The following is a 17,515-nucleotide window of genomic DNA, read 5'->3' as shown; positions in this document are numbered from 1 at the left end:
ATTAACGTAACATATAAAAAGTGAATAAAGCATTTAGAATTAAAGTCAAGGCAATTATTCGCGATTGAAAAGCTATCAAATGCTTGTTTAACAGCGGATACAATAACACAACCATATAGAGAAACCAAGACAAATAAGCAAAACGGTCAGAGAAATTAGCACGAATTACCAAAATCCAAAAAGCATTACACAAAACATAAGTATTGTACACAATAGCATAAAAACGGTCTTGATACTGCTTTTTATATATGTAATAATAGCCAACGGCAATTGGCATGAAACTGTAAATCACAAAATCAATTCGAAAACCAACATTATAAAATGTTTCTTCCGCAGCTAAATAATCTACCAATCGTTTTTCTTCTACCAAACCAGACATAAGCAACTGGATTTGACCACCTAAAACCAAACTAAGTGGCACACAAAGCAACCAAAAGTAGTAGTAGTAACGAGTAGCGTTAAATCGTTTGGAAATAAGTATCGCGATCACAGGAAGTAACATAGAGTTATGAAATCCAACAGCAGTAATCAACAATGCATAGAAAAAAGTTCTGTTTTCAATTTTAGCTAAGGCTAATAACAAAATGGAGCAAGCCAAACCAGCTCGAATAGTATTTGTACCATAGCCGAAAAATATAAAATTAGTTATTAAACCTAAAAATAATATGAAATAATTAGCAGTAACTTTCTTTGAAAAATAATAATAATTAAAAGTATATATAAAAGCCGTAAGTACAAACCAAATTTGGTCATCCATGAAAAAAGAACAGAACTTGTTATACAGAAAAAAAAATCGTTCTTGCACTACCGTTTCTAAGGATACATATTTAGCATTTAAAAAACCTTCTTGATAATTAGCGCGATCACCTTCGCCAAATACTGGCAAGGTACCCATTAAAAATGTCACAAATAAAACAGTAAAAATAGTGAGTCCATTTAAATGTTTAAAAACAAGTCTGTTTTGTGAGTTGGGAAGTATATGTAACGCTATCAGTATGCTAAAGCTAACTAACAACAGATATATATTTTTATAAAAAGTAACGTCTTCCAATCGAGGTAAATTATTTTAATAGGTATGGTTAAAATGGGACTAACAAATTTTAAACGATATTCTGAAAGCCTGCGAAGTTAGAACAATCTTCGTTAAAGTTAGTGCATTAATAAAGAATTGAATTTATATTCGATAATATGCAATTGTGACATTCTTACATGATTTATGCAATCAATGGAGCAACTGATACAGTTTTTCCAATTCACATTGATTGCTCTTGCGATCTTGTTCTAGATTTTTACTGTATTTTGTCCTCAAATTAGCATCGTTCAATAAGTCCGATACATCTTGAGCAACCGTCGTGGGTTCAAAACTAGTAATGGTGGCATTGTAACGATGCATAAATTGATCGTTGACAGTACTAAAATTAGTAACCACAATTGGCTTAGCTAATAATTTAGCTTCGTCCAGCGCAATGGATTTTCCTTCGAAAGAAGACAAATGAACCATAATCGTGGCATTTTTTATATATGGATAAGGATTCGGCGTAACACCAACAAAATGGATGTACTCTTTCAAACCTTTTGACTTCACGATTTGTACATAGTCAAAGTCTTTGCTGTCTTGTCCCACAAAGTACCATTGAAACTTAATTCCCTTGTTCTTTAAAATTTCAGCTACTTCCAATGCTAAAAGGGTACCTTTTAATTTTGTTAAATGCCCCACCGTTACAATCGAATTAATGCCCATATCAATAGGAATGGAACCAAGCTCATTTATTAGTTCAAGAGATGAAATATTCTCAAACAATTCAATTTTTGAAGCTTCGTTCGGAAAATACTTTTGTAGAGATGCAACACAAATATCAGAAATAGTAAAAATTTTATCTACTTTCGAAAAATATTCTCGATCCATTTCATAGTAATAATCCCATTTAGAATAATCACTATGAAAGAAACTTACTTTTACTGTTGCTTGCACTCGGTCTACCAAATAATACAATTGCTGTTGCCCATTAAAATCAACTGCTAAATCATAATGATCATGCAAGGTAAGAATGCCTTTAGACAACAATTTAGCACCAATTCCTTTATTAAAAATCATTACAAAAGCAGCAACAAATCGTAAAAGTGCGGCAAATAAATGCCCTTTCGCAATTAAGCTTAATAGATTATTGGGAAATTTCGAAAAAAACAAAGCTGTTTTAGCATCTTTTAATACTGTAACATCTGAAGGCAACAAACTCATAAAAACACCTGTTGGATTGATAATCAATACAGATACATCAAACCTACTTTTATCAATAACCGTAAGTAAAGTTGACATACTTTTCGAAACGCCTCCACTTTCTAAGTTACTGACAATAAATAAAATTTTCTTTTTCATTAGCGTTTATTAAAGTAAGGCTTCGAATTGTTTTATAGTATTTTCTACACTAAAATCTTGTGCACGAGTGTACCCTACTTTTTGGAAATGATTACGAAGAGCCTCGTCATTTATCATTTTTTTAACAGCTTCATAAATCGATTCGTCATCGTGATCACACAGCAATCCGTAGCGATTTTCATCTATTATTTCTATTGGACCAGCGGTTTTGGTAGATACTACAGGTACTCCCAATACCATTGCTTCACAAACAACCAATCCAAAACCTTCAAAACCAGAACTAAGCAAAAGTAGGTCCGCATTTTTCATATGAGGAAAAGGGTTAGCAACATATCCAAGCAAAGTAACATAATCTGAAACGTTAAAATCGGCTATTTGCGCTAATAAATCGGCTCTCAACTCGCCTTCTCCGATAATTTGAAAATGAACTTGATAATGCTCCTCTTTCAAACGGGATGCTAAACGAATAACACGATCCATTTTTTTTGGCAATGTCAAACGACCAACACAAACAATGGTAAAAACAGGACTTTTTGTACTAGAGTCTTGCGCCATCAACTCAATTTTTTTTCGATCAATAGGATTATAAATTACAGTTATTTCAGAACTGCAAGTAGGGAAACGTTTTTCGAATGCTAGTTTAGCATCATTAGAAACGCAAACAACTTTGTCCATCTTATTATAAGTAGCCAACTCCTCATTCTTTTCAAATTGTTTGTTAGTATAATGGAAATTGTATAAGTCACAATGCACCCAACTTATTTTTTTTGCTTTGGTGTTGAGTAATCCATGAAGTTTTAACGGCATTCCTTCTAAAAAACTAACTTCTACATCATATTCTTCAATTATCTTTTTCTTTAAGATACGCGTAAACATAAAACTATTCGAAAACCAAACTGACATCCGAAAAGCTATTTTATAATAAAGAGAATAATCATTCCATAAAGAAATTAAGGTGACTTCTTTAGGGATCTCGTGCAGCAATACTCCTTGATTTACCATCAGACAAAGCGTCACATCATAACGTTTATAATCTAAATTTCTTAATATATCAATTAATACTCTTTCTGCTCCACCAGCATTTAATGGACCATAGAGAAATAAAATTTTTTTCATAGACTAAATTATTTACTAGAAATTTTTTTGTAATAACTTCCTATTTTAGCACACCAAATATCAACATCATACTGCATCCTATTGATTTCTTTGGTCTTTAAACATAATTCCGATAGTTTTTCCTGCTTAAGTAATAAAACTTCCTCCATTTTTTCACTCAAATTATTACTATTTAGTGATTCAAACAAAAATGTTGAAGGTCTATCAGCATTCCATATCGTACCAGGGATATCTGACTGCAGTACTGGTACATTATAAAATGTAGCCTCTAAAATAGCGAAGGAAAATGTTTCATGTGCGGATGTTGAAACAAAACAATTAATCATATTGAAAAAATTACCGATATCATCCGTTTGATCAATTAAAGTTAACCATTCAGGTTGTTCCCCCGCAAAAAATTTATTTACGATTTCATTTGTATCGACACCTTTTGTAATCACTACGCGAAAGTTTAAGCCTTTCATGATTAAATTAGCAGATGCTTCTAACAGTAAATCAATTCTTTTTTGCACATTTCTACCTCCAAATGCTCCAAAAACCAGACTATCATTATGAAACTTAAAAGATACATTTTCAGGTAACTTTACCCCATTAGGAATAACGTCAGTGCTAAGGCTAAGTCGATTTCTATTACTAAATTTATTAAGGAATGTAACCATACCTTTACTCACAGAGACAATATTAACTTTCTTTGCCAATAAACCATAATGGTATTTAAAGACAAAAAATTGGTAACAACGTTTTACAAAATTGGATTGGTATTCAATAGTATTATGTAAATGCCAAATCAATTTAACATCAACTTTTGTTGCTCTCAAGTATTTATTTTTAGCTTGAGTTACTGGAATATCATATCCATCAAAATGTGTATGCACAATTGTAGGCCTCACATTTTTAAAGATTTCCAATAACACTTCAGACGATTTTCTTACATCTTTTTTCGTAAAAAAAACTTTATGATCATCCATAAATTTATTAACCCAAGGCGTTGCTTTGGTATCTTCTGGAAAAACATAAACAAAATCCATTTTGCCTTGATTTAATTCCTCGAGTCTTTGTAAAGAATTAATAAATGCTCCTTTATATGGTGCTGCATATTGGCAACAGTGGATGACTATCATAATAATCTAAATTTTAGGTAAAGGAATAAAAACACAACACTACTATTTTTGGTACCCAACAAAAATTTATAACTTGAACTAATTGACGATTTTGGTATAAAATCAATTATGTTTTGAAAGTAATTGGAATTAAATATCTCTTGAATTTCCTTTCGTTTTTCAGTAAATGTTTTTTGAGAGGTCTTATGAAAAATATTTGCCAATTTTTTTAAGATCGTATCCAAAATGATTTTTTTTATTGTAGTTGCAGACTCTTCATTTTGCGGCATTTTTTCTAATAAGTCAAACAGCAATTCTACATGGTCAAATTTATTATGGAATCTTGCAGTTGATGACGTCGGATGTTTAACATAGTAGTAACCATAATAATCAAGCAAGAGAACTGATGTAATGTGTTGACAGTATTCTAAATTAAATATTAAATCCTCTTGGTAAGAAATGTTCTCAAAAAATCTTATTTTATTTTCAATCAAAATATTTTTATCATACAACCTACAACATGGCGTACTAAAATTATGATGCGTGATAATTGTAAATAAATTAGAATATTCAATTCGTTTTTGGGGATTTCTAGATAATAATTCTTGATAATTTTCGCGCTCTACAATGTGAGATCCATCTACCAAAAACATTCCACACATTGGCCAAGAATCTTTCTTGTTTTTCAAAACAAACTGTTCAAGTATGTCAGGTTTCACATAATCATCGCCATCAATAAACATAATGTAGTCGCCTTGGGCCAACTCAATACCTCTGTTTCTGGTGTAACTTACTCCTTTATTATCGTGTGCATAAACTTGTATTCTAGTATCTTGCCCAGCATACTGTTTACAAATATCTAAAGTACCGTCGATCGAGCCATCATCTAACAATAACAATTCAAAATTGGAATATGTTTGTGTAAGAACACTGTCAATACATTGTGCAATATGGGGCGCAATATTATAACAAGGAATAATTATCGAAATTAAGATATGACTCTCACTTTCCCTTAAATTACTTTTTTCTGTAAGCAATGGTTACTTTTTTATTTTATTGATTAATTCAGCTGTTTTGTTTCCTTCAAATTTCGCGTATTGAACACTACCATAATGATTTAAATGCCCCTCATCATAATACATCAAAGTATCATTAAAATAAGGTGCATTCTTAAAAAATTTTTTGTTTTTAATATCCAAATAATGCACATTAGGATTTTTGTCAATAATTTCTTGTACGCCATAAGGCATTGTAGGAAATTTTATTTTTTCTAATTTAAAACCTGTTTTCTTAACCACCGAACGATACTTTCTAACAGGATTTTCATTTAATTTAGGAAAATCAGATACTAATATTAGGTGTTGATTAGTTCTTAATTTAGCAATCAATTTTTGTAGAACTGACCTAAAATATGCAGTTTCGCCGCTCCAATTTTTTACCAAAACAATGATGCGTGATTTTGAAATCAATTCGTTTGCAATAGGTATGGCTTCTAAATACTCTTTTTTATACGAAGATGGAACAAACCGTGCTTCGATCCCTTCTAAGGGTACTACATTATTTATTGCTAACGTTGAAAAATTAAAATCATTTTTTTGTCCAACTGCATCTAAAAAACCACTCATTACCATTGCATGGCTATCACCAATTAGTAAGATCTTATCATCTGATTTCTTTGAATTACCCAACAAAAAATAGTCTCTTTTGGCAATTTTATCAATATCAAAACCACTTGCACTTGTGTAAGGTCTTTGAAAATCTTGAATATCCTGATTATGAATTTTTGAAAAATACCAAGTACCAATTAATAAAGAGCTAAGAAATGCTAATCCTATATTGAGTTTATTTTTTTTCGTTGTTCTAAAAAACTCTTCAATATAATAGTACGAACATATTGAGATTACCACTATAATAACTCCCAAATAAAAAACTTCCAACAAAGTCAAGTCGTATTTAGCAAAGTAATACCTGTAAAAAGCAAGAATCGGCCAATGCCATAAATATAATGAGTAAGAAATTGTTCCAATAAAAACAACCAATCTAGTACCTAATACTTGGTTAATTTTAGTATCCTCCAACCAAATAAGAAGCGCCGTTCCAAAACAAGCAGGGACAGCCAACATACCCGGAAAAATTGAATGCTCATCAATAAAAGTAAAACTTAGAAGTAATACTAAAACACCTAGAATTGATAAAATAGATTTAATACCTCTAGAAACACGATGTGATGTTGGAATGAAATTTAAAAGTATGCCGATAACAAATTCTGAAATTCGAGCAATGGTAGAGAAATAAACACCTTGCTTGTTTACATCAAATTGCAATTGGTATTGTGTGTAAAATAATAAAAGTACAGTGCCGATTACCAAAATCCATTTATAAAACCTTCTTGGTAAAATCATAAATAGAATTGGCAAGAAAATATAAAATTGCATTTCTATACTTAATGACCAAGTATGCAATAATGGATTTTCAAAACTTTTTGCTCCAAAATAATCCGTAGCAGTTGCATACACTTGATTAGAAGTAAAGAGAAGTCCTCGCCTTAAATTATATAAGAAAGCTTCAAGATCATTGGGAATAAATAATTGTATTGCAATAAAAGCGCTGACTAAGCACATTATAAAATAAGCAGGTACAATTCGTTTTATTCTATTGATGATAAAATCAAAATAGCTAAAAGTATGCGCATCTGTTTGTTTAATTAGTGCTTTAGAAATTAAATAACCACTGATAACAAAAAACATATCTACACCAACAAAACCGCCCGGTAACCACTTGTTTTGAATATGAAAAATAATTACGGACACCACTGCTACAGCTCTAAGTCCTTGAATATCTAACCGTAAATTCATTATCTTTTATTCACAATTTTTATTAAATTAATGATTTTTTCGCTGGTCAAAACATCCACTTCAATTTTTCGTTGCGCATTGTATACGCCATTTTCTGCATCTACATAACCAGGATGACACATGATTTCGATACTGCCCTTTGCTTTTTCTATAATATCCTTTAAAACTGTTTCTGAAACTGCTTCGTCATAAAACTGAGAAGTAAACGAATCCGTGTAAAATTGATGCTTCTTAAACAACAAATCATGTTTCAACCATTTTATGGGGTTTCGGTATCCATTTGCTACTTTTCGTAAAGGCATTCGATACTTAGTAGCTAATTTTAAGAATACCCCTTTCAACAATTCACTCATGTGTACGTGATGGTGACTGTCAAAATGCGTAATGAGCACACCAGCGGCAAGTGCACGTTGGTATTGCGCCTCCAATTCGGCTTCTACTTCTTTTAAATCGACATTTTCTTTATCGCAAATAGATCTAATAAAAACACCCTTTTCATCTACTATTGTTTTGTGGCCAGGTAATAATGGAGGGAATTCAGTTAAATTAAAATGCAAACCAATGTTTTGCAATCCATGCTCTTGAATTAAAGAAACAGCCTCTTCAAAATAAGGTGTGGTGGTCATTAGCGAAGCACTATTCACCACGCCATTTTTATAACATTCCACTATACCAAGATTAACGCCATGTGTCAATCCTAAATCATCTGCGTTAAAGTATATTCTAGCCATTATCTTGTTATCATTTTACTATACATTTGTTTGTTCATTCCTGATAAGGTACCTACGACTTTAAAATTAGCCTTTAGAATCCCCTTACAACTTGATTTATTATCTGGAAATGCATAAATAATTTTTTTGGTAGCATCGCGACTACAAATTTTGTGCAATAAATAAGGATAAAGTCCTTTACCTCTGTATCGCTCATAAGTCTGAAAATCATATAAAACACTAAATTTTTGTGGCAAATTCATCGTTAAGTCCAACTCACCTAAATAATGAGATCCTGAATGATTGTACCAACCGTAACTCGCCACCAGGCCTTTGGAATCTTGTAACACACACAAAATATGATGTTCTAAAAATCGTTCCTCAAGAACTAACGTGTCATATTTAAAATTTATTGATGCTAAACTAGTAATATTACTATACTCAGAATATTGCAAATCGGTTTCAATATTAATTGAAGAAGCATCTATACTAAATCCATCCCAAACAAACAAAGTAAGTTTTCTGGTTAGATAATCAATCTTACCTTTTATTTTATGAAGTAGTGCAATCAAAATGTGCCGTTTATATTAAAGATTTTATGTGTTTTACCTCCTAAATCGTACTTGTATTTCTCATCTCCAACAGTCAAATCAATAGTTTGAATGCCTGTCTCGTAGGCCAATTTAACAAAAGCATCTAACAAGATCATACCTGGCGAATAAAATTTTAAGTTGTGGTTTATGGCGACTCTATTTATTTCTACTACTGCACCATTTTTAAGCCCAAAAAAATAAGCTCCAATCACATCATCTAGTTTTAAAATACCTACTACGAAGTCGGTATTTTTTACTTCTTCTAAGTCAAACAAGTCTAACTTTTTGCTTAAAGGATCATCTAAAAACCTATACAGTTTTGACTTCCAATGTACTGCTTGATTTTTAGAAGCACTACGCTCTTTGTAAATGGCTTTGAGTAAATTAAAATCAATAGCGTCGGCATCTTGTTGGTTCAAAAATAAAAGTTCGTTGCGAACACCATTTTTTAAAATCCGATTATGAGCTGTTCGTAAATTCTGTCGGGCATTTTTGCTGAGCGACTGATAATGTTCCTCATAACTAGAATTTAGTTCTAGCGCTACGCAATCTAAAGAATCCATTTGAAGAGTTCCAAAGAGCTGTAAAGCCTCATACAAAGCAGAACTTTCTTTGATATGCGAAAAACTAAAAGTAGTACATCTTTGATCGTGAGCTATTTTAGAAATACAATCTTTTAAAAAAGAAGCAGAAACAGGCTTTGCATAAACAAAATCATAATAATCCGATGGCCCAAGTAATTGAGTAAATTGTATCGATTTAGTTCCTTTGGTTTGTTTAATAAAGAAAAAACCCAGCATTAATATGGCGTTATCTGAACTAGATTCGCGCACCGTAAAATAAACTATTCGATTTGTTTTCTGAGTTAAAAAAGTGGCTTTTAAAAAACGTCTTACAATTTTATGCCATGCAAGGGTACAAAAATAAGAAGGCGGAACAACTTTATTCAATTGCTTCCAAATAGGAGCTATCTGAGTAAAGGAGTGGTAATATTGAATATTGATTTCTTTCATTTTACAATCAAATAATACAGCTAGTTAGTTGGCTTTATTTTTTAAACGTGGCTATCTTTCCTTTCACAAAATTAATCAGCATATTGCGTTCAGAAGATTCAATTCCCAAAAGTAAAATAAAGACAATACTACTAAAAAAAACAATGCTGCTTTGTGTGATAAATGCAAAAATAGTACTCGACTTGCCCAAATAAATTCTAACAAAATAAACTACACTAAAGACTAGCGCCGAAACTAAAAAAACTCTGAATAGTGTAACAACAAAAAACTGTTTCACGTCAATGACTTTTCTAACCAAGGCAATTCTAGCAAATAAGGCAATAGAATTAAGCACCATAGAAACATAAAATACGGTTAATGGATTGGCATTGATTTTTAATAGCACATACGATATCGGAACATTCAATATAATCAAGGTTCCTTCAATAATTTGAAACCATTTTACATTTCCTGTAGCTTGATTGGCAATAATTAACGGCTCGGAAACCGAATCTATCAAAAGACTAATTAACGATAAGGTTACAAACAGCACCACATAATCGGGTACGATAGTAAGCCACAATTTCAAGACAAATTCTAAATTTAATAGAAGTGGACAAATAATAACAAGCATTAAAAAATACGAAAACTTAGAACTTTTATAAACAATATCTTGAAAGTTTGAAATATTACCATTGGCATAATTCATTATAATTTGAGGACGAAAAGCAACTTGCAAATTGATTAAAAAGATACTAACTGCCGATAAAACCTGCATTGTAATTCCGTAAGCAGCATTTAGCACTGTGCCGAAAAAGATATTCAATAAGACATTAATTCCTTGATTTTTTGCGATTACCGACATACTACCAAACATTGTCCATCCAGAAAAGGATAACAACTTTTTGAACAGCGGTTTGTCATAATAAAAAACATATCGACTCTCTTCAAAGTTTCGAGTGCAATACATTTTATAAGAAATTCTAATAATAACAGAAACGAGCAAATACAAACCAGCGTAAACAATCAAATGATCGTATACAATGATTGGCAAAAGAAAAACAATAACTAATTTTAAAAACACTTCAAAAATACTCATGTAGGCAAACACATCCATTTTCTCTTTGGCAATCAATAAAGCATTGTAAGGCACCTGAATAATTCCTACGACAAAAGTAAGAACTGACAAATGAAACACGACATTCGCAGCAAACAAACGATCTTGTTGGATTACTAGCTTAGTATTCAAAAACCACAATCCAACAGTTTCTGCCAAAATAAGAAACACTATGGCCATAAAAAGATGCAAGGTAAGACTGGCGCTAAAAGTATTTTTTAACTTAACAAAGTCATTTTCTCCGAGCGCAAATGATAAAAAACGCTGCGTAGCATTAGCCATAGATGCATTAATAAATCCAAAAGAAGAAACAATACCGCCCACAATACTATATACTCCAAAATCAGAAACGCCCAAAGTAGTTAAGACTATACGTGATGTGTATAAAGAAACTGCCATAGTGAAAAACATCCTAATGTAGAGTATTAGCGTGTTTTTGGCAATAGTTTTGGAACTTGACATATAAATTTATCTCTTTTTAATATACTAGAATGAATTGGACAAATAAATCCATTGAAGCACTGTATTTGACAATGCGCTGCGGTTTAAAACAATTTGTGAATGCGTAAAATTCGAAAAACAACTAAAATGTTCTTTTCAATTATTTGTAAATAGTCAGGATTAATCGAAGTCTGTGTCAGCACGATTAGCGTTCAGCTGCAACTCTTGTTGAAACAAAAGTACATCAGCAGCCACCATTTCTTGAACCAAACTGGCAAGTGTATATTTAGGTTTCCACCCTAATTGTTGTTGCGCTTTTGTGGGATCGCCCAAAAGTAAATCAACCTCGGTTGGTCTAAAATAAGTGGGATCTACACGCACCACGACTGTTCCTATTACTAATTTATTTTGATTTTTTATTTGAATTGCTTGCAAACGTTCAGTATCAATAGCAGCCACAACTCCAATCTCGTCAACTCCTTCGCCTTCAAAACGCAGGTGATAACCTACCTCAGCAAAAGCCATTTGTACAAAGTCACGCACCTTGGTTGTAATTCCGGTAGCGATCACAAAATCTTCTGGTTTTTCTTGTTGTAAAATGCGCCACATGGCCTCTACATAATCTTTGGCATGACCCCAATCGCGCTGTGCTTCTAAATTACCCATGTATAAAATATCTTGCTGACCTAAAGCAATTTGTGCCACGGCACGTGTAATTTTACGGGTAACGAAAGTCTCTCCGCGCAAAGGTGATTCGTGATTGAATAAAATACCATTGCAAGCAAACATTCCGTAAGCCTCTCTGTAATTTACAGTAATCCAATAGGCATATATTTTAGCAACCGCATAAGGCGAACGTGGATAAAAAGGTGTCGTTTCAGACTGTGGTACCGCTTGTACCAATCCGTACAATTCAGAAGTACTGGCTTGATAAATTCGGGTTTTTTTCTCTAAACCTAATAATCGCACCGCTTCTAACATACGTAGCGTTCCTATTCCATCTGCATTAGCAGTATATTCTGGGATATCAAAACTCACTTTTACATGACTCATAGCACCCAAATTATAAATCTCATCAGGTTGCGTTTCCTGAATGATTCGCGTAAGATTCATAGAATCAGTCAAATCACCATAATGCAATTTAAAGCGCTGGTTTTTTTCGTGTGGATCTTGATACAAATGATCGATTCGCGTAGTATTAAACGACGAAGCTCTGCGCTTGATACCGTGAACCATGTATCCTTTATCTAATAAAAGTTCGGCTAGATATGCGCCATCTTGACCTGTAATACCTGTTACTAATGCTACTTTCATTATTGCTATTTTTTAGCAGATTTTATTGTGTCTACCCTATCGTAATTGTTTCTAATTACTTCTTTGTTGAACGGTTTCCTGATTGTCAAGATACCATTCGTATGTTTTTTGAATACCTGTTTCGAGGTCAACTTGCGCTTTCCAGCCCATCTCCTTCATTTTCGATACGTCCATCAATTTTCTAGGCGTACCATCTGGTTTGCTAGCATCCCAGGTAATAGTTCCCGTATAACCAACAATTCTTTTAATGGTCTCTGCCAAATCTTTAATAGAAAGATCAGTACCAGTCCCTACATTATAAAATGATTCTGTCATGTTGTTTTCTAATGCAAAAACAACAGCAGCAGCCAAATCGTCTACATATAAAAATTCACGCAAAGGCTTACCACTTCCCCACAAACCAACCGATGGACTGCTATTGATTTTGGCTTCGTGAAATTTACGAATCATCGCGGGTAATACATGCGAGCTATTCAAATCGAAATTATCATAACTCCCATACAAATTTGTTGGCATCAAACTAAAAAAAGCTTTGCCGTATTGTTTTTGAATGGCTTCACAGGCTTTTACTCCTGCTATTTTTGCAATCGCATACCATTCGTTAGTAGACTCTAGATAATCGGTAAGTAAGTATTCTTCCTTCAAGGGTTGTGCCGCCATTTTTGGATAAATACAAGAACTCCCTAAAAAAACAAACTGACTCACATTAGTACGCAAGGCAGTGTCGATTAAATTATTTTGAATTTGCAGATTCTGCATTAAAAACTCATAAGGCGCTGTCATATTGGCTAAAATTCCACCTACGCGAGCCGCTGCATCAATTACGATTTCGGGTTGTTCTTTCGAAAAAAATGTTTGAACTGCAATTTGATCGCGCAAATCTAAATCAGCACTTGCAGCGCCTATTAAATTGGTATAGCCTTTAGCTGTTAAAGCGCGCCAAATGGCACTCCCAACCATTCCTTTGTGACCAGCAATATAAATTTTGCTATTTTTTTCCATTACTGCAAAAGTGCTGGGTTTTCACGTTCCAACGCGTTGTAAATATTTTTCACATCCTGCGAACAGTCCTTTTGAAGGATTAAAGTAGCCGAATCAGTATGTACAAAAATAGTGTTTTTTAAACCTACAAAAGCGGTGAAATTAGTAGTTCCAATAACCATATTCCCATTAGCATCTACTGGATGACCGTTACTGTGCAAATAGTCATAAACCGATTCAAACGAACCTAAATCAGACCATAAAAACTCCGATGTTACCACTTTGATTTTTTTACTTCGTTCCATCACCGCATAATCGATACTGATAGAAGGAATCTCCAAAGAAAGTTCTAAGTCAAGTTGTCCAGCTTTGTTGGCCTCCCATGCTATTTTTGATTTTTCGTAAACCTCAGGAGTGAATGCTTGTAATTCTGCTAAAAAAACACTCGCTTTAAAACAAAACATACCGCTGTTCCAGAGAAAATTACCACGTGCAATAAACTCGCGTGCCGTCACTTGATTCGGTTTTTCTCGAAAAGAAAGTACTGTGTCTCCTTTGCGCTCAATATAACCATAACCCGTTTCTGGCTTAGTAGGTAATATTCCGAAGGTTACAATGTGCCCATTAGAAGCTTTTTCAACTGCTTCAGTAATGGCAGCTTCATAAGCTTCAGAGTTTGCTATAATATGATCCGAAGGTGTCACAATTAAAATAGCCTCAGGATCTGATGCAAAAGCAGCAAAAGCAATTGCTGCTGCAGTATTTCGTGGTGTAGCTTCTACAATATCAATATAAGAAGTTCCTACTTTATCTAAAACATTTTTACTGAGATGGCAGTTATCTATATTACCAACCACCATAATTTGATTTGCCAAATTGCGGTTGCGCTCGACCGTCATTTCGAATAACGACTTGCCTTCAAATAACTCTAAATATTGTTTGGGCTGGCTTTTTCGGGATAAAGGCCATAACCTGCTTCCTACTCCTCCAGTTAAAATCACATGTGTGACAGTTGATTTATTTTCCATAGTTATGTAACTATTATTTGTATAATCGCTTTTAAAAAAAACGAATTGTTTTATAATTTTCCGTCAGCTGCAGTTCCTAAAACGCCTTTCACATCATACAACACGCTATTTTCTTTTTGCAACTGTGCATACTCAATAGGAAGAAATTCACGATGTGCCACTCCCAAAACAACGGCATCAAATTTATTCTCAGGCAGTGTTCTAGTAGTTGTTAGCTTGTATTCGTGTTGCACTTCAATTGGATCTGCTAGCGGATCATAAATGGTGATTGCAATGCCATAATCAGCAAGAGCCTTGACAACATCTACAATTTTAGTATTGCGTACATCGGGACAGTTTTCTTTAAAGGTAATACCTAATAGCAATAATTGGGAGCCATGAACTGTTATTTCTTTCTTAATCATCAATTTAACAATTTGTGAGGCTACGTAATCGCCCATACTATCGTTAAGTCTACGACCCGCTAAAATGATTTCAGGATGATAACCAAATTCTTGTGCTCTTTGAGCTAAGTAATACGGATCAACACCAATACAGTGACCTCCGACTAAACCAGGTTTAAAGGGTAAAAAATTCCACTTTGTTCCCGCTGCCTCTAACACGGCCTGCGTATCAATTTGCATTAAATTAAAAATTTTAGCCAGCTCATTTACAAAAGCAATATTGATGTCTCGTTGAGAGTTTTCTATTACTTTGGCTGCTTCGGCTACTTTAATGGTTGGTGCCAAATGCGTTCCTGCGGTAATGACACTTTTGTACAAAGCATCTACCTTAAGACCTATTTCTGGCGTGGATCCCGAAGTTATTTTAAGGATCTTATCAACTGTATGTTCTTTGTCTCCTGGATTAATGCGTTCAGGTGAATACCCCACAAAAAAATCGACATTAAATTTTAATCCAGAATGTTTTTCTAAAACTGGTACACACTCTTCCTCAGTAGCTCCCGGAAAAACTGTAGATTCATACACTACAATATCTCCTTTTTTGAGCATTTTACCAACTGTTGCACTCGATGCGTATAAAGGTCGTAAATCGGGTCTGTTGTTTTTATCTACTGGTGTTGGTACAGTAATCACATAATAATTACAAGCTTCCAAAAAGGAATTATCTGTGGTACAATACAATCCCACTTGATCTGACACATTTGTCAACAATACTTCTTGAAGCGCACTGTTCGAAACTTCTAAAGTAGTATCTATACCAGATTGCAAAGCGCCTACTCGACTCTGATTGATATCAAAACCAACCACACTGTATTTTGTAGCAAATAGTCTGGCGAGCGGTAAGCCTACGTAACCCAATCCGATTACTGCAATTTTTATTGGTAAACCCATGTTATTAAAATGTATTTATAAAAAAGAAAAATACTTTTGATGAAATCTGTCGCTATATTGTTTCTAAAACAGCGGATTCATTATCTATGAGATATTTCTTAAAACAGTTGTCGTTATTAAAAAACCAAATTGAATGCATCTAAAAAAAAATCAAACACACTGTTTTTCAACACTATTACTCCAACTTAGACCGCATTTCGCTCACAAAAAAGCACCGCTTCGCAATCCTTACTCCCATTAAAAGGAATAAGAATTGCTTGTTTCAGAGAGCAAATATAGCTAGAATAGCGCATTTATAGATAGACTTCTTCATATTTGATGGTAAAAAAAAGACTGCACTTTAAAAAAGCAAAACTCATTTGCCTCATCTCAAACAACTAAAAAAGGGTTGATTTTTTTAAAGTTTTCTAACCTTAAAAAAATCAACCCTTCTACGTAATTTAAAAAGAACTACTTACCTATTTATATTGTTTTTCGTAATAAGAAGCATAATCACCCGAAGTGACACTTTGCAACCATTTTTCATTTTCTAAGTACCAATTTACCGTTTGCTCTAAACCTTGTTCAAAAGTCACTGACGGCTCCCAACCTAATTCTTTATTAATTTTAGAGGCATCAATTGCATAGCGTAAATCATGTCCAGGTCTGTCTTTTACATAAGTAATCAAGCCTGCAGAAGTACCTTCTGATCTGTCTAATTTTCGATCCATAATGGTACACAACAAGCGTACTAAATCAATATTTTTCCACTCATTAAAACCACCTATATTATATGTTTCGTGATTTTTACCTTGGTGAAAAACAAGATCAATTGCTCGAGCATGATCGACCACAAATAACCAATCACGAGTATAATTACCATCACCATATACAGGTAAAGGTTTGTTATTAATGATGTTATTAATAAACAACGGAATTAACTTTTCAGGAAAATGATTAGGGCCGTAGTTATTAGAACAATTGGTTAATACATAAGGTAATTGATAGGTTTCGCCATAGGCACGAACAAAATGGTCTGAACTTGCTTTACTGGCACTATAAGGTGAGTTTGGATCATACGCTGTACTTTCAGTAAACAATCCTTCTGCTCCTAATGATCCGTAAACCTCATCGGTACTAATGTGGTAAAAACGCTTGCCCTCTTGGTTATTCGCCCATTGCTTACGAGCAGCGTTTAATAAGTGAACAGTACCAAAGACATTCGTTTTTACAAAAGAAAGCGGATCAGTAATAGAACGATCTACATGCGATTCAGCAGCTAGATGTATCACTCCATCAAATTGATGTTCCTCGAATAAAGAGTTTACAAAAGTTTCATCGGCAATATCTCCTTTTACAAAATTGTAATTCGGTGCTTTTTCAATATCAGACAAATTTTCTAAATTTCCGGCATAGGTCAAAGCATCTAAATTATAAATATCATATTGTGGATATTGGTTAACGAACAAGCGCACCACATGCGACCCAATAAAACCAGCTCCTCCTGTTATTAAAATTTTCTTCATTTCTTCTTAATTCTTATGTTTTGAATAGGACTTTTTAGGGACCACATTTAAC

15 protein-coding genes are annotated in these 17,515 nt (G+C 33.4%); all 15 read right to left on the bottom strand.

Annotation, left to right across the window (positions count from 1 at the left end):
• Position 1: 1 nt before the first annotated feature.
• Positions 2–1,015, bottom strand: coding sequence for an EpsG family protein (locus ACXX8U_RS02030; protein WP_458564378.1), 1,014 nt, complete (start codon positions 1,013–1,015; stop codon positions 2–4).
• Between the two features lie 207 nt (positions 1,016–1,222).
• Positions 1,223–2,377: a glycosyltransferase gene (locus tag ACXX8U_RS02025; protein ID WP_458564377.1), complete on the bottom strand. Its 1,155-nt coding sequence runs from the start codon at positions 2,375–2,377 to the stop codon at positions 1,223–1,225.
• Between the two features lie 9 nt (positions 2,378–2,386).
• Positions 2,387–3,493, bottom strand: a complete 1,107-nt coding sequence (locus tag ACXX8U_RS02020) for a glycosyltransferase (protein ID WP_458564376.1) — start codon at positions 3,491–3,493, stop codon at positions 2,387–2,389.
• Between the two features lie 8 nt (positions 3,494–3,501).
• Positions 3,502–4,614 (bottom strand): glycosyltransferase, encoded by a 1,113-nt coding sequence (locus ACXX8U_RS02015; protein WP_458564375.1) that lies wholly within the window; start codon positions 4,612–4,614, stop codon positions 3,502–3,504.
• On the bottom strand, positions 4,611–5,630 hold the full coding sequence (locus ACXX8U_RS02010; protein ID WP_458564374.1) for a glycosyltransferase family 2 protein: 1,020 nt from the start codon (positions 5,628–5,630) through the stop codon (positions 4,611–4,613). The genes ACXX8U_RS02015 and ACXX8U_RS02010 overlap by 4 nt, the downstream gene beginning before the upstream one ends.
• Before the next feature lie 3 nt (positions 5,631–5,633).
• The gene (locus ACXX8U_RS02005; RefSeq protein WP_458564373.1) at positions 5,634–7,448 is read right to left on the bottom strand and encodes an acyltransferase family protein; all 1,815 of its coding nucleotides are present in this window, start codon (positions 7,446–7,448) and stop codon (positions 5,634–5,636) included.
• Positions 7,448–8,179 (bottom strand): carbohydrate deacetylase, encoded by a 732-nt coding sequence (locus tag ACXX8U_RS02000; protein WP_458564372.1) that lies wholly within the window; start codon positions 8,177–8,179, stop codon positions 7,448–7,450. The genes ACXX8U_RS02005 and ACXX8U_RS02000 overlap by 1 nt, the downstream gene beginning before the upstream one ends.
• Positions 8,179–8,730, bottom strand: a complete 552-nt coding sequence (locus tag ACXX8U_RS01995) for a hypothetical protein (RefSeq protein WP_458564371.1) — start codon at positions 8,728–8,730, stop codon at positions 8,179–8,181. The genes ACXX8U_RS02000 and ACXX8U_RS01995 overlap by 1 nt, the downstream gene beginning before the upstream one ends.
• Positions 8,727–9,764, bottom strand: a complete 1,038-nt coding sequence (locus ACXX8U_RS01990; protein WP_458564370.1) for a GNAT family N-acetyltransferase — start codon at positions 9,762–9,764, stop codon at positions 8,727–8,729. The genes ACXX8U_RS01995 and ACXX8U_RS01990 overlap by 4 nt, the downstream gene beginning before the upstream one ends.
• A gap of 34 nt (positions 9,765–9,798) precedes the next feature.
• Complete coding sequence (locus ACXX8U_RS01985) at positions 9,799–11,322, bottom strand: MATE family efflux transporter (protein ID WP_458564369.1); 1,524 nt, start codon at positions 11,320–11,322, stop codon at positions 9,799–9,801.
• Positions 11,323–11,481: 159 nt separating this feature from the next.
• Positions 11,482–12,615: a GDP-mannose 4,6-dehydratase gene (gene gmd / locus ACXX8U_RS01980; protein ID WP_458564368.1), complete on the bottom strand. Its 1,134-nt coding sequence runs from the start codon at positions 12,613–12,615 to the stop codon at positions 11,482–11,484.
• A 51-nt stretch (positions 12,616–12,666) separates the two neighbouring features.
• Positions 12,667–13,617 (bottom strand): GDP-L-fucose synthase family protein, encoded by a 951-nt coding sequence (locus ACXX8U_RS01975; protein WP_458564367.1) that lies wholly within the window; start codon positions 13,615–13,617, stop codon positions 12,667–12,669.
• On the bottom strand, positions 13,617–14,624 hold the full coding sequence (locus ACXX8U_RS01970) for a mannose-1-phosphate guanylyltransferase (RefSeq protein ID WP_458564366.1): 1,008 nt from the start codon (positions 14,622–14,624) through the stop codon (positions 13,617–13,619). The genes ACXX8U_RS01975 and ACXX8U_RS01970 overlap by 1 nt, the downstream gene beginning before the upstream one ends.
• A gap of 50 nt (positions 14,625–14,674) precedes the next feature.
• Positions 14,675–15,958: a nucleotide sugar dehydrogenase gene (locus tag ACXX8U_RS01965; RefSeq protein ID WP_458564365.1), complete on the bottom strand. Its 1,284-nt coding sequence runs from the start codon at positions 15,956–15,958 to the stop codon at positions 14,675–14,677.
• Between the two features lie 458 nt (positions 15,959–16,416).
• Positions 16,417–17,463, bottom strand: a complete 1,047-nt coding sequence (rfbB, locus tag ACXX8U_RS01960; RefSeq protein WP_458564364.1) for a dTDP-glucose 4,6-dehydratase — start codon at positions 17,461–17,463, stop codon at positions 16,417–16,419.
• Positions 17,464–17,515 lie beyond the last annotated feature (52 nt).

The organism is Flavobacterium sp. GNP001 (genome assembly GCF_054343775.1).
The sequence above is the reverse complement of the archived record's forward strand: the minus strand, read 5'-3'. Positions and strand labels throughout refer to the sequence as shown.